Here is a 14478-nt window from a genome sequence, read left to right as displayed (position 1 = left end):
ACGCCGGCGGACGATTGACAACGTTGTCTCAGGTCTGCATACTGAGGCTGCGCACCGCCGCGCCACCCTCACGCAGAGAGCACACTCGATGACGAAGCCTCGCCTCAACCGCCTGTTCCACGCCCGTTCGGGGCGTGCCTTCGATGTCGCCGTCGACCATGGCGCGTTCCACGAACACTCGTTCCTCAGCGGCATCGAAGACATGCGGGCCACGGTCCGCACCCTGGTCGACGCCGGCCCCGACGCCATCCAGCTGACCCTGGGGCAGGCGCCGCTCCTGCAGTCGATCCCCGGCAAGCAGAAGCCGGGTCTCGTGCTGCGCACCGACATCGCGAACGTGTACAACGATCCGCTGGAGTCGCCGCTGCACTCGATCCACGTGCCGGACGCGATCGAGGCCGCCGTGCGGCTCGACGCCGTCGCGGTGTGCGTGAACCTGCTCGACCTCCCCGGCCACCCCGAGGTGCGCGAGCAGTGCATCCGGTCGATCCTCGCCCTGCGCACGGATGCCGAACGCTTCGGGATGCCGCTCATGATCGAGCCCCTCGTGATGCAGACGAAGCCGGGATCCGGCGGATACGCGGTCGACGGCGACACCTCGAGGATCGTGACCCTCGTCCGCCAGGCCAGGGAGCTCGGAGCCGACCTCATCAAGGCCGACCCGACCGACGACATCGCCGACTACCACCTCGTCGTGCAAGCCGCGGGAGACACCCCTGTGCTCGTGCGCGGCGGCGGACGAGTCGACGACAGGGTGCTGCTCGAACGCACGGTCGAGGTGCTCCGGCAGGGCGCGCGCGGCATCGTCTACGGGCGCAACGTGATCCAGCACCGTGACCCGGCCGGCATCACCGCGGCCCTCATGGCGGTCGTCCACGAGGATGCCTCCGTGGACGACGCCCTCGGTCTGATCGGAGCCGGGCGATGAGCGGCCGCCGCGTCAACATCGGCATCATCGGCGGCGGACTGATGGGCAGGGAGCTCGCTGCCGCGCTGCGACGCTGGCCCGCACTCGTCGACCACCCCGCCGACCCCGGCTCGTCGCGGTGTGCGACATCAACCCGGCGGCCCTCGCGTGGTTCCAGGGCATCGACACCGTGCGCCTCACGACCACCGATCACCGGGAGCTCCTGGCCGATCCCGACATCGATGTCGTGTACGTCGCCGTGCGGCACGACCTGCACGAGCAGCTCTACATCGACACGATCAAGGCGGGCAAGGCGCTCCTCGCCGAGAAGCCCTTCGGCATCGACGGCTCGGCCGCCGATGCGATCATGCGGGCCATCGACGAGACCCCCGACGCGTTCGTGCGGGTGTCGAGCGAGATGCCGTTCTTCCCCGGAGCGCAGTGGGCGATCGACTACGTGCGCTCTGGCGCGCTCGGTCGCATCGTCGAGGCGAAGTGCTCGTTCCTGCACGCCAGCGATCTCGACACCGCCAAGCCGCTGAACTGGAAGCGACAGCAGCAGTACTGCGGGGCCGCCGGCGTGCTCAACGACCTCGGCATGCACACCTGGCACGTGCCTCTGCGACTCGGCTGGGCCCCGGAGACCGTGTTCGGGGTGCTGCAGGACATCGTCACCGAGCGGCCGGGTCCCGACGGCACCCCGCTCCCCTGCGACACCTGGGACAACGCGGTCATCCACTCCTGGGCATCGCACGAGGGCGCCCGCTTCCCCCTCACGACCGAGACCAAGCGCATCGCTCCCGGCGAGAAGAACACCTGGGTGTTCGAGGCCATCGGCATGAAGGGCAGTGTGCGGTTCAGCACCAAGAACCCGAAGGAGGTGCAGGTCTTCGCCGTGGTCGACGTGCCGGGGATCGGCCGCGAGCAGAGCTGGCAGCGCATCGACGCGGGGAGTCAATCCGTGTGGCCCACCGTCACCGGGCCGAACTTCGAGTCGGGGTTCTCCGACGCGATCCTGCAGATGTGGGCCGCCTTCCTCGCCGAGCACCAGGGGGAACTCGGCGACGGGTTCGGCACGGTGCGTCCGGAGGAGGCCGCGCAGACCCACCGCATCTTCGCGGCGGCGATCTCCTCCCACGAGTCCGGCGGGTCGGTCGCGCCGCAGCGCTGAGTACGGTCGGCCGGCTTCTATCGTGGGAGTGACGAAGGAGCGGGCGATGCGCAGCAACGGCAGACCGACGATGAACGACGTCGCCGCAGCGGCAGGGGTGAGCCTGAAGACCGTCTCGCGCGTCATCAACGCCGAACCGAACGTCGACGCGACGATGGCGAGCCGGGTCGCCGAGGCCATCGAGCGGCTGGGCTATCACCGCAACGCCCTGGCGGCGAGCCTGCGCTCCGGCACGAACGACACGGTGGCGTTCCTCGCCGCCGACCTGTCGAACTCGTTCTACATGGGCATCGCGGCGGCGGTGTCGACCGTCGCCGCGCACCGACGCATGCACGTCGTGATGGCCTCCAGCGAAGAAGACCCCGCCACCGAGCGACGCGTCGCACTCGACCTGTGCCAGCGGAGGGTCGGCGGCCTGATCCTCGTGCCCACGTCGGCGGATCACTCCTACCTCGCGCCCGAGGTCGCGCACGGCACACCCGTCGTGTTCCTCGATCGACCGGGCAACGGCATCCACGCCGACACCGTGCTCCTCGACAACCGCGGCGGGGCACGGGCCGCGGTCGCCGAACTGCTGGCGGCGGGACACGAGCGCATCGCGATGCTGCTCGACACGACGGAGATCTACACCATGGACGAGCGCCTCGCCGGTGCGCTCGAGGCGTTCGCGGCCGCCGGCCGCTCGCAGGACCCCGCTCTCCTCATCACGGGAGTGCACACGCCGGCAGACGCCCGCGCTGCGGTGTCGATGCTGCTCGACTCCGCCGCCGCACCCACCGCGCTGTTCTGCGGGAACAACCGCGCGACCGTCGGCGCGCTTGAAGAGCTCATGGTGCGCGATGCCGATATCGCCGTCACCGGGTTCGACGATTTCGAGCTGTCGTGGATGCTGCCGCGGCCCATCCGGGTGGTGTCCTACGACGTGTCCGCACTGGGCACGCTCGCGGCGACGACCCTGCTCGACCGCATCGCCGGAGGCCCTCTCGCCGACCCGAGTCTTCACCTCGTGCCGACGTCGCTCGTCGACCGCGGCGGGCGCTCCCGCTAGGGCGGCGGGATCGAGCACCGGATAGATTTCCTCTCATGGCTCTTTCCGGCAATCTCGAAGCACAACGGCGTCGCGATGAGCTCGTCGAACTCGCGAACGGCCCGCAGGGCGTGATGATCGAGGCCGCGGCCGAGCTGTTCTCGGTCTCGTCCATGACGATCCGCCGCGACCTCCTCGAGCTGGAGGCCGAGGGACGGGTGCGGCGCGTCCGCGGCGGAGCGACGGCAGCGCCGAGAGCCCGCCCGTTCGACGCCAGGAGGGCGATCCGCGCGAGCGCCAAGCGCACCATCGCCGAGAAGGCGCTGCAGCTGGTCCCCACCCGGGGCAGCATCGCACTCGACGCCTCCTCCACGGTCAATGTGCTCGCCTCGATGATCGGACCGCGGACGGGGCTCACCGCCTACACGAACTCGTTCGAGTCCTTCCAGCTGCTGCATCCGCTCGAGGGCGTGACGGCGGTGATCTCCGGCGGCACCGCCGAGCCGACCACGGGCAGCCTGGTCGGGCCCATCGCGCGTCGCAGCATGAGGTCGGTGTACTTCGACATCTTCTTCTCCTCCGCGGATGCCCTCGACGTCGCCGACGGCACGTCCGAGGTGTCCGTCGATGAGGCCGAGCTGAAGCAGGCGATGGCGGCCAACGCGGGCACGACCGTGGTGTGCATCGACTCCAGCAAGCTCGACCGGCGATCCGTCGCCCGCGCCCTCGAGCGCGACGACATCTCGGCGCTGATCACGGAACTCGATCCAGGAGACGAGCGGCTCGACCCGTTCCGCGACCGCACCGACATCCTCTGAACACTTCACCTGGGCGTCAGTTCGTGTTAGATTTCACATGAAGTAACAGCACGAGCACACGGTCGTGTGCATCGTCCCCGTCTTGGAGAGTCATGACCAACGCCACCGCCGCCGCACTCATCGCCCGGTCGAACCGCCTCGGCGCCGACCCGAAGAACACCAACTACGCGGGCGGGAACACCTCTGCCAAGGGCACCGAGACCGACCCGGTCACCGGACGCCCGGTCGAGCTCATGTGGGTCAAGGGCTCCGGCGGCGACCTCGGCACCCTGACCGAGAGCGGCCTCGCGGTGCTGCGCCTCGACCGCATGCGCGCGCTCGTCGACGTGTACCCCGGCATCGAGCGCGAAGACGAGATGGTCGCGGCCTTCGACTACTGCCTGCACGGCAAGGGCGGAGCAGCTCCCTCGATCGACACCGCCATGCACGGCCTCGTCGACGCCGCACACGTCGACCACCTCCACCCCGACTCCGGCATCGCGATCGCCACCGCGGCCGACGGCGAGGCCCTCACAGCGCGCATCTTCGGCGACAAGGTGGCCTGGGTCCCGTGGCGTCGCCCCGGCTTCCAGCTCGGACTCGACATCGCCGAGATCAAGCGCGAGAACCCGCAGGCGATCGGCTGCATCCTCGGCGGGCACGGCATCACGGCCTGGGCCGACACCTCGGAAGAAGCCGAGGCCAACTCCCTCTGGATCATCGACACCGCGGCCGCGTACATCGCCGAGCACGGAAAGGCCGAGCCGTTCGGCGGAGTGCGCTCCGGTTTCGAGGCGCTGCCGACCGCCGAGCGCCGCGAGCGCGCTGCCGCACTCGCCGGGACGATCCGCGGCATCGCGTCGACCGACAAGCCGATGGTCGGTCACTTCACCGACGCCGATGTCGTGCTCGATTTCCTGGCGTCCGAGAAGGCCCCGGCGCTGGCCGCCCTCGGCACGAGCTGCCCCGATCACTTCCTGCGCACGAAGATCAAGCCGCTCATCCTCGACCTCCCGGCGACGGCATCCGTCGATGAGCAGGTCGCGCGCCTGCACGAGCTGCACGCCGAATACCGCGCCGACTACCAGGCGTACTACGACGCGCACGCCACCGCCGAGTCCCCCGCCATCCGCGGCGCGGATCCGCTCATCGTGCTGATCCCCGGAGTCGGCATGTTCTCCTACGGCGCGAACAAGCAGACCGCCCGTGTCGCCGGCGAGTTCTACGTCAACGCGATCAACGTGATGCGCGGCGCCGAGTCGCTCTCGACCTATTCCCCGATCTCCGACGCCGAGAAGTTCAACATCGAGTACTGGGCGCTGGAGGAGGCCAAGCTGCAGCGCATGCCGAAGCCCAAGTCGCACCAGGGCCGCATCGCCTTCGTGACTGGAGCCGCCAGCGGCATCGGCAAGGCCATCGCCACCCGTCTCGCGGCGGAAGGCGCGTGTGTCGTCGTGGCTGACCTCGACCTCGAGAAGGCGCAGGCCGCCGCGGCCGAGCTCGGCAGCACCGACGTCGCGATCGGGGTGGCCGCCAACGTGGCAGACGCCGATGCGGTCCAGGCTGCGCTGAACGATGCCGTGCTCGCGTTCGGCGGTGTCGACCTGGTCGTGAACAACGCCGGCCTGTCGCTGTCGAAGCCGCTGCTGGAGACGACCGAGAAGGACTGGGACCTGCAGCACGATGTGATGGCCAAGGGCTCGTTCCTCGTGTCGAAGGCCGCCGCCCGCGTGCTCATCGACCAGAAGCTCGGCGGCGACATCATCTACATCTCGTCGAAGAACTCCGTCTTCGCTGGGCCCAACAACATCGCCTACTCCGCCACCAAGGCCGACCAGGCCCACCAGGTGCGCCTCCTCGCGGTCGAGCTCGGCGAGCACGGCATCCGCGTCAACGGCATCAACCCCGACGGCGTGGTCCGCGGCTCCGGCATCTTCGCCTCCGGCTGGGGTGCCAACCGCGCCGCGACCTACGGCGTCAAGGAAGAGGACCTCGGCCAGTACTACGCCAACCGCACGATCCTCAAGCGCGAAGTCGTGCCCGAGAACGTCGCCGACGCTGTCTACGTGCTCACCGGCCCCGAGCTGAGCCGCACCACGGGCCTGCACATCCCGGTCGACTCCGGCGTCGCCGCGGCCTTCCTGCGATGACTCTCCTCCGCCGAGTGCACGGGAACGCCCCGAGCGCACGAGAACGTCACGTGAAAGCGCCGTGCGCTCGGCAGGATGCTGTGCACTCGGCGAGGGGATGCGCGCATGACCGTCCGCGCGGTCGCGGCCGTCGACCTCGGCGCCACCAGCGGACGGGTCATGATCGGACGGATCGGCGACGGACGCCTCGACCTCGAACTCGTCACGCGGTTCCCGAACGGACCGGTGGCACGCGAAGACGGACTCCACTGGGACTTCGGCGCGCTGTACGAGCATGTGCTCGACAGGCTCACCGAGGCCGTGCGCCGCGAACCGGGCATCGAGAGCATCGGCATCGACTCGTGGGCCGTCGACTACGGGCTGCTCGCGGGCGGAGAGCTCCTGGGCGAGCCGTTCCACTATCGCGACGAGCGCACCGCCCGCAGGGTCGACGAGGTGCACGCGGTCGCCCCCTTCGACGAGCTGTACGCGCGCAACGGACTGCAGTTCCTGCCGTTCAACACGCTGTACCAGTACCGGGTGGACGCACACCTGGGCGAGGCAGACACCGCGCTGCTGATTCCCGACCTCATCGCCTACCTGCTCACGGGGTCAGCTGTCGCCGAACGCACGAACGCCTCGACCACCGGTCTGCTCGGCGTGGCCGACGGCGAGTGGGACACAGCGCTGGCCGACCGGCTGTCCATCCGCTCGAGCATCCTGCCGCCCCTCGTGGATCCGGGCGCGACGATCGGGACACTGCGGCCGGAGCTCGCCGCACGCATCGGCAAGGACCTCCCGGTGATCGCCGTCGGTTCGCATGACACGGCGTCCGCGGTCGCGGCCACTCCCCTCTCGACGCCCGACTCCGCGTACATCTCGTGCGGCACGTGGGGCCTCGTCGGGGTGGAGCTGACCGAACCCGTGCTGACCGATGCCGCGCGCACAGCGAACTTCACGCACGAGCTCGGAGTGGACGGCCGCTTCCGGTTCCTGCACAACGTCACCGGACTCTGGCTGCTGAGCGAGACGGTGCGAGCGTGGGAGGCAGAAGACGGCGCGAGCATCGACCTGGCGGAGCTGCTGTCCGCGGCCGCCGAGGTCAGCGGTCCCGTGCCCGTGTTCGACGCCGAGGACCCCTCGCTCACGGCACCGGGAGACATGCCGCAGCGCATCACCGCACTCCTCGGCGACGCGGCCCCGACGTCGCGAGCAGCGTTCGCGCGGACGATCATCGAGTCGATCGCGGCGTCCTTCGCCGGGGCCGTCCAGAGCGCAGCCGCCCTGTCGGGCCGCACGCTCGACGCCATCCACCTCGTCGGGGAGGATCCCTCAACCGTCTTCTCTGCCAGGCGACGGCCGACCGGACGGGACTGCCGGTCCTGGCCGGTCCTGTCGAGGCGACCGCGCTCGGCAACGTGCTGATCCAGGCGCGCGCTCTCGGCGCTGCACCGGCGACCCTCGAGGGACTGCGTGCCCTGGTCGCGGCGACCCATGCGCCGGAGCGGTTCGTCCCGCACCCGTGACAGGAACGACAGAGGGCGCCGGGGCTGAAAGCCCCGGCGCCCTCTTCGCGGTGACTCAGAAGTCGAAGTCGCCGATGTTGTCCGCGTCGAACACGAACGGGTCGCCGAGCAGCACGACGCCGTCGGCGCCGACCGTGTACTCCCCGAGGTCGCCGGCGTCGAAGGTGTCGCCTTCCTTGCCGGTGATGTCACCCTCGACGAGCGCCTTGGCCGCGAACGCCGACAGGTAGCCGAGGTCGGCCGGGTTCCACAGCGCGAACGAGGTGACGGTGCCGTCCTCCACGTACTCCCGCATCTGGTTCGGAGTGCCGAGTCCGGTCAGCGCGACCTTGCCCTTGAAGTCCGAGGTCGACAGGTAGCGGGCTGCGGCCGCGATGCCCACCGTGGTCGGCGAGACGATGCCCTTCAGCTGGGGGTGGCTCTGCAGCAGGGCCGCCGTCTTGTCGAACGAGGTCTGATCGTCGTCGTCGCCGTAGACGGTCTCCACGATCGTGATGTCGGGGTAGTCGCTGGCGACGTACTCCTTCATCAGCTCGATCCAGGCGTTCTGGTTGGTGGCGTTGGCCGATGCCGACAGGATCGCGATCTCGCCCGCGCCGCCGATCTGCTCGGCGACCTGATCGATCTGCACCTTCGCGATGCCGTCGGAGTCCGCCTGGTTGATGAACAGGTCGCGGCACTCGGGGTTGGTGTCGGAGTCGAAGGTGACGACCTTGACCCCGGCGTCCCGCGCCTCGTTGAGCGCGTCGCAGATGGCCTTCGGGTCGTTCGCCGAGACCACGAGGGCGCCCACTGCCTGCTGCGTCGCGGTGTTGATGTAGCTCACCTGCGCGTCGGGCGTCGCCTCGGCGGGGCCGACCTCGGCGAAGGTGCCGCCGAACTCCTCGACGGCCTTCTTGCCTCCTTCACTGGAGGTGTCGAAGTAGGGGTTGCCCAGGTTCTTGGGCAGGAACGTGATCGACAGGTTGTCGGATCCGCCGCCGTCACCGGAGCCGGAGTCGCCCGACCCGCTGCCGGTGTCGGCGCAGCCGGTCAGCACGAGCGCTGCGGCGACGGCCACTGCGGCGAGCGCCGTGACCCTCTTGCGTGCAAACGTCATTGTTCTTCCTTTCGTGATGATCACCGCGGGCGGATGCCGGCGGCGAGAGGCTGCCTCATGGTGCGGGAGAGGCTGCGACGCGGAGGGGCGGTCCCGCTTTCGCGCGGATGCGCTGCGCCCAGGCGAGGACGCTGGCTGCGACGACCGAGAAGATCAGCAGACCGCCCGTGATGATGTTGATGACGTCGGAGGTGACTCCGGCGAGGCGCAGGCCGCTTCCGAGCACGCCGATCAGGAGCACCGCGGCGACCACACCGTGCAGGTGCCCCCTGCCGCCGAACACCGACACACCGCCGAGCACGACCGCGGCGATCACCTGGAGCTCGAGACCGGTGGCGTTGTCGCCGCGGGCGCTGCCGAAGCGCAGTGTGTAGAAGATGCCGGCGAAAGCGGCGACCACCCCGGACAGGATGAACAGGATGAACTTCGTCCGCTCGACGTTCACGCCGGAGAACCGCGCCGCATCCTTCGAGAGACCGATGGCGTAGATGCCCCGGCCGAACGGGGTGAAGTGCAGGACCACGGCGAAGATCGCGAGGAGGATCAGGAACGGGATGACGATGTAGGGGATCGTCGTGCCGGCGATCTTCGCCTTCGCCAGAGCCGTCCACATCTCCGGGAAGTCGGTCACCGCCGTCGTCCCGAGCAGTCCGACGGCGAGTCCGCGGAACAGCGCGAGCGTGCCGATCGTGACGGCGAGCGACGGGAGTCCGACGACCGTCACGAGGAACCCGTTGAAGGCCCCACCGACCGCTCCCACAAGGAGAGCGGCGAGCGCTGCGACCTCGAAGGGTGCTCCCGACTCGGTGAGCACGCCGGTGACGACGCTCGCGAGGCCCACCATGGAGCCCACCGAGAGGTCGATCTCGCCCGTGATCATCACGAGCGTCATGGGCAGGGCGATCAGCAGGATGGGGGCGACGTCGAGCAGCAGGTAGTTGACCGTGATGGGCTGCGCGAAGCCGCGGATCGACACGGCCGACACGAGCACGACGAGCACCAGGAGGGCGATGATCGCGAACTCGCGATTGATCAGCACCCGCCGCCACAGCGGTCGGTCGTAGTCGCGGATGATCCGCGTCGAGGTCGTGGTGGTGGTTGTCATGAGTCGTCCCTCGCCTCGATGAGCTGACGTTTCTGCCGCACGGCGAGCACGCGGTCCAGCACGATCGCGCCGATGATGAGCACGCCGACGACGGCGCGCTGCCAGAAGTCCGGGATGCCGAGGATCGGCAGCGCCCTGTTGATGGTCATCAGCAGCATCGCGCCGATGGCGGCACCCCACACCGACCCGACACCGCCGGTGATGGCGATGCCTCCGATGACGGCGGCACCCACGGCATCCAGCTCCCAGCCGGAGCCGACCTGCGAGCTGACCGATCCGTATCTGGCGACGTAGAAGACACCGGCGAGGCCGGCGAGCGCCCCCGAGAGCACGAAGGCGCTGAGCACGCGGCGCGTGGTCTTGAGACCGTACAGCTCCGCGGCGGCGGGGTCGGAGCCGATCGCGTAGTACTCGCGCCCGCCCCGGGTGTTGCGCATGTACCAGGCGGCGATCGCCAGCACGACGATCGCGACGATCGACAGCACCGGGATCGTGAGGATCTGCTCGGTGCCGAGCCCGAGGAACGCCTTCGGGAGATCGGACGGATGCACCTGGTCGCTGCCTGTCCAGAGCACGTTTATGCCGCGATAGGCATAGAGGGTGCCGAGGGTGATCACCATCGCCGGCACCTTGGCGAACGCCACCAGCGCACCGTTGACGAGTCCGAGCAGGCCCCCGAAGATCACGGCGGCGATCACCACGACGGCGATCGGGATGCCGGGGACGTCCATGAACAGGCGGCCGGTGAGGAATGCCGTGAGGCCCATGACCGAGCCGACCGAGAGGTCGACGTTGCGGGTGATGATGACGATCGCCTGCCCGACTGCGACGAGCACGAGGATCGAGGGGGTGAGCAGCAGGTCGCGCCAGCCGTCGGCGCTGAACAGGAAGTTCGGATTCTTCACGGTCGCGGCGATCACGACGAGGATCAGCGCGACGAGGATCCCGACCTCGCGGGCGCGGCCGATGCCGCCGGGCTTCTTCGCGATCGCGGGGGCTGGTGCCGCGGTTGCCGTGGTGCTCATGCGTGCTGCTCCGATGCGTGGGTCGCGGCGAACATGACGTTCTCGCTGGTGGCGTCCTCGCGGGCGATCTCGGCGGTGATGCGTCCTTCTCGCATGACGAGCACGCGATCGGCCATGCCGAGGACCTCCGGCAGCTCCGACGAGATCATGAGGATTCCCCTCCCCTCGCCCGCGAGCTGCGAGAGCAGGCGGTGCACTTCGGACTTCGTACCCACGTCGATGCCTCTGGTGGGCTCGTCGATGATCAGCACCCGAGGGTCGGTGGCCAGCCACTTGGCGAGGACCACCTTCTGCTGGTTGCCGCCCGAAAGCGTGGCCGCGACCGTGTCGAGGGCGTGCGTCTTGACCTCGAGTCGCGACGCCCAGAGCGCGGCCGCGCGGTTCTCCATCCCGGTGGTGATGAGACCCCACCTGGCGAGTGTGCGGCGGATGGCGAGGGTGATGTTGCCACCGACGCTCGCATCGATCACGAGCCCCTGCTTGCGTCGGTCCTCCGGCACGAGAGCCAGGCCGTGGCGCATGGCGGCGGTGGGGTTGCGGCGCGGCACCGCGGCGCCCAGCATCCGCACCTCCCCTCCCGGTAGGCGTCGACGCCGAACACGGCACGCGCGACCTCGCTGCGACCCGCACCCACGAGACCAGCGAGCGCGACGATCTCACCGGCTCGCACCGTGAACGTGATGTCGTGGAACACTCCGGGGCTCGTGAGGCCTCGCACGTCGAGCAGTGGTTCGCCGATCTCGGCCTCCTGCTTGGGGAAGAGCTCGGTGACGTCGCGGCCGACCATCTGACGCACGAGGTCGTCGACGGTGGTGTCGGCGATGGGCGTCGTGTCGATGTAGGCGCCGTCACGCATCACGGTCACCGTGTCGCACAGATCGAACACCTCGTCGAAGCGGTGCGAGATGAACAGGATCGCGCGTCCCTCGTCGCGCAGGCTCCTCGCGACCGCGAACAGGCGGTCGACCTCCACGCCGCTGAGGGCAGCGGTGGGCTCGTCCATGATCAGCACGCTGGCGTCGAGGGAGATCGCCTTGGCGATCTCGATGATCTGCTGGTCGGCGATCGACAGCCCCTCGGTGATGCGATCGGGGTCGAGCGCGACGCCGAGCCGGCGGAAGATCTGATCGACCTCGGTGCGCATCGCCTTGCGATCGATGCGGCCGAGGGCGCGCGTGGGCTGCCGGCCCATGAAGATGTTCTCGGTGACGGAGAGATCGGGGAAGAGCGTCGGCTCCTGGTAGATCACGGCGATGCCAGCGGCCTTGGACTGCGCCGTGCTGGTGAAGTCGACCTCTTCGCCGTGGAGGCGGAAGTCTCCGGAGTCGCGACGGTACAGCCCGGCCATGATCTTCACGAGCGTGGACTTGCCCGCGCCGTTCTCGCCGATGAGGGCGTGGATCGAACCGGACTGGAGCGTGAGGCTTCCGGAGCGCAGTGCGATGACCGGCCCGAAGGACTTCACGACGCGATGCAGTTCCAGCGCGGTGGGGGGAGCACTGCGGGCGTGTGCGTCGTCGGCCACTGGCTTTCCTCTCCGTTGAGGGGGATGATGTTCGGAATGAACCGAGATGAATCGATTCAGGTGGGTTTCAGGCTAGTGTATGTGATGCGAGCGTCAGGTCAAGCCCTGATACCCGAACCGTGATCCACCCGACGACGAGAGGACAACAGTGGCGGTCAGCATCCGCGATGTCGCCCTCCGTGCGGGCGTCTCCGTCGGCACGGTGTCGAACGTCCTGAACCGGCCGGAAGAGGTCTCGAGCGATTCCGTCGCTCGCGTGAGCCGCGCCATCGAGGAACTCGGATACGTGCGCAACGATGCCGCCCGCAAGCTGCGCGCCGGCGTCAGCACCACCGTCGGATTCGTGGTCCTCGACGGGCAGAACCCGTTCTACAGCGACGTCGTCCGCGGCGCCGAGGACGAGGCATCCAGTCACGGCATCGCGATCCTGTACGGCAACACCGACGACGACCCCTCCCGCGAGAAGGTGTACCTCGATCTGTTCCGCGAGCAGCAGGTGCGCGGTCTGCTGATCGCGCCATACGGCGACGTGATGACGCAGCTGCGTCGGTTCCGTGCGAGCGGCATCGCGACGGTGCTCGTCGACAGGTTCAGCGCAGACAGCGGGTTCTCCTCCGTCTCCGTCGACAGCGTCGCCGGCGGAAGGCTCGCCGTGGAGCATCTGATCGAGGTCGGGCGACGCCGCATCGCCTTCGTCGGCGGCCCCTTCGACATGCGCCAGGTGACCGATCGACTGGCCGGCGCGCGCGCCGCCGCCGAGAACGCCTCCGTACACGTCGACCTGGAGGTCGTCCCCACGGCGGCCATGACCGTGGAGGAGGGCGCCGCGGCAGGAGCGCGGCTCCTCACCCGTCCGCGTCGTGAATGGCCTGACGCGCTGTTCGCCGCCAACGATCTCCTGGCGCTCGGTCTGCTGCAGTCCCTCGCCGCAGGTGGCCGGGTGCTCGTCCCCGACGAGATCGCCCTGATCGGATTCGACGACATCCCGTTCGCCGCCGCGGCCGCCGTTCCGCTCTCCTCGATCCGGCAGCCGAGCCGGATGATCGGACGCACCGCGCTCCGCATCGTGCTCGAAGAGGCAGCCGACCCCGACAGCATCCCGCGGCAGACGGTCTTCCCACCCGAACTCATCGTGCGCCGCTCCACCACGGGCTGACCTCACAGCCTCACCCCTTCTCGCGGTGAACCCCTCGCACCGGTGTCGTGTAATACTTTACTGTGCGCGTGGGGACGCGCCTCAGGGGTATCGATACTGGGGAGGCATGGCGACATGCGAAAGAAGACGATGTGGCGCGTCATCGCGCCGACGACGGCGATGGGGCTCGTGGCGATCGGCATCGCCTCGGCGAGCTCGACGGCACTCGCGGCCGACGACGCGGGGGCGTTCACCGACATCCACCTGGAATTCGCGGACGGCGCCGACGCCGCATACGTCGGAGGGGCGTTCCAGATCACGGCGGACTGGGCCGTGCCCGCCGGAGCGGATCGCGGTGCGAGGTTCGACATGGTCCTGCCGCCGGAGTTGCGCGGCGTGGACGAAGTGCCTTTCGTCGCCTCCGACACCCACGGACAGCCCGCGGCCACCTGCGCCGTCGGTGGGGGCGCCGGCCCGGCACTCACCTGCACACTGCTGGGGGCAGTCCATCGCAGGAGGGAGGGCGTCGAGGGCTCGCTCCACTTCCCGGCCGTCGCCGCGACCGCCTCTGCGGGCTCGAGCCTCGGCTTCCGCATCGGGGTGGATCTCGTGAGCGTGGGAATCCCCGGCGGCGCACCCATCGTCATGCCCGGGCTCCCGACACCCGGGCATGGCGAGGGCGATACCCCGGCGACCCCGGCGCTCCGACCGATCCGGCGGGCCCGACCGACCCGGTCACTCCGACCGATCCGACCGACCCGGTCACTCCGGCCGACCCGGGCACTCCGGCCGACCCGGGCACTCCGGCCGACCCGGGCGCTCCGACCGGCCCGACGGACCCGACCGACCCGGGCACTCCAACCGATCCGGCAGGCCCGACCGACCCGGTCACTCCGACCGATCCGGGCACTCCGGCCGACCCGGGCGCTCCGACCGGCCCGACCGCCCCGGCGATCCCGGTCACTCCGGAACAGGCCGCCCCCGCTCCTCCGCCCGCGCCGGCTCCGGACCCGGCACCGGATCCCGCGGCCG

9 protein-coding genes and 2 pseudogenes are annotated in these 14478 nt (G+C 69.5%); 7 read left to right on the top strand and 4 right to left on the bottom strand.

Annotated features, from left to right (window positions below):
* Window positions 1-88: 88 nt before the first annotated feature.
* From G4G29_RS04045 to G4G29_RS04020, 6 genes and pseudogenes are all read left to right on the top strand, one after another.
* Window positions 89-928: an aldolase gene (locus G4G29_RS04045; protein ID WP_183151906.1), complete on the top strand. Its 840-nt coding sequence runs from the start codon at window positions 89-91 to the stop codon at window positions 926-928.
* A gap of 118 nt (window positions 929-1046) precedes the next feature.
* Window positions 1047-2078, top strand: a complete 1032-nt coding sequence (locus G4G29_RS04040; RefSeq protein WP_244632375.1) for a Gfo/Idh/MocA family oxidoreductase — start codon at window positions 1047-1049, stop codon at window positions 2076-2078.
* Between the two features lie 46 nt (window positions 2079-2124).
* A complete protein-coding gene (locus G4G29_RS04035) occupies window positions 2125-3126 on the top strand; it encodes a LacI family DNA-binding transcriptional regulator (protein WP_183151905.1) in 1002 nt (333 codons plus the stop codon).
* Between the two features lie 35 nt (window positions 3127-3161).
* Window positions 3162-3923, top strand: a complete 762-nt coding sequence (locus G4G29_RS04030) for a DeoR/GlpR family DNA-binding transcription regulator (protein ID WP_183151904.1) — start codon at window positions 3162-3164, stop codon at window positions 3921-3923.
* A 92-nt stretch (window positions 3924-4015) separates the two neighbouring features.
* Window positions 4016-6052 (top strand): bifunctional aldolase/short-chain dehydrogenase, encoded by a 2037-nt coding sequence (locus G4G29_RS04025; protein ID WP_183151903.1) that lies wholly within the window; start codon window positions 4016-4018, stop codon window positions 6050-6052.
* Window positions 6053-6157: 105 nt separating this feature from the next.
* Window positions 6158-7557, top strand: a pseudogene (locus tag G4G29_RS04020) (rhamnulokinase family protein).
* Between the two features lie 55 nt (window positions 7558-7612).
* Here the strand turns inward: G4G29_RS04020 and rhaS are convergent.
* The 4 genes and pseudogenes from rhaS to G4G29_RS04000 form a co-directional block, all read right to left on the bottom strand.
* Window positions 7613-8656, bottom strand: a complete 1044-nt coding sequence (gene rhaS / locus G4G29_RS04015; protein ID WP_183151902.1) for a rhamnose ABC transporter substrate-binding protein — start codon at window positions 8654-8656, stop codon at window positions 7613-7615.
* A 55-nt stretch (window positions 8657-8711) separates the two neighbouring features.
* A complete protein-coding gene (locus tag G4G29_RS04010; RefSeq protein ID WP_183151901.1) occupies window positions 8712-9761 on the bottom strand; it encodes an ABC transporter permease in 1050 nt (349 codons plus the stop codon).
* Entirely contained in the window at window positions 9758-10786 is a 1029-nt protein-coding gene (locus tag G4G29_RS04005) for an ABC transporter permease (protein WP_183151900.1), read from the bottom strand. The genes G4G29_RS04010 and G4G29_RS04005 overlap by 4 nt, the downstream gene beginning before the upstream one ends.
* Window positions 10783-12311: pseudogene (locus G4G29_RS04000) on the bottom strand (sugar ABC transporter ATP-binding protein). The gene G4G29_RS04005 and the pseudogene G4G29_RS04000 overlap by 4 nt, the downstream one beginning before the upstream one ends.
* A 148-nt stretch (window positions 12312-12459) precedes the next feature.
* Here G4G29_RS04000 and G4G29_RS03995 point away from each other — a divergent pair.
* Window positions 12460-13467: a LacI family DNA-binding transcriptional regulator gene (locus G4G29_RS03995; protein ID WP_183151899.1), complete on the top strand. Its 1008-nt coding sequence runs from the start codon at window positions 12460-12462 to the stop codon at window positions 13465-13467.
* The last annotated feature ends 1011 nt before the right edge of the window (window positions 13468-14478 follow it).

The sequence above is a fragment of the Microbacterium sp. Se63.02b genome, from assembly GCF_014171575.1.
GTDB lineage: Bacteria > Actinomycetota > Actinomycetes > Actinomycetales > Microbacteriaceae > Microbacterium.
This window is presented reverse-complemented; position numbering and strand designations above follow the sequence as displayed.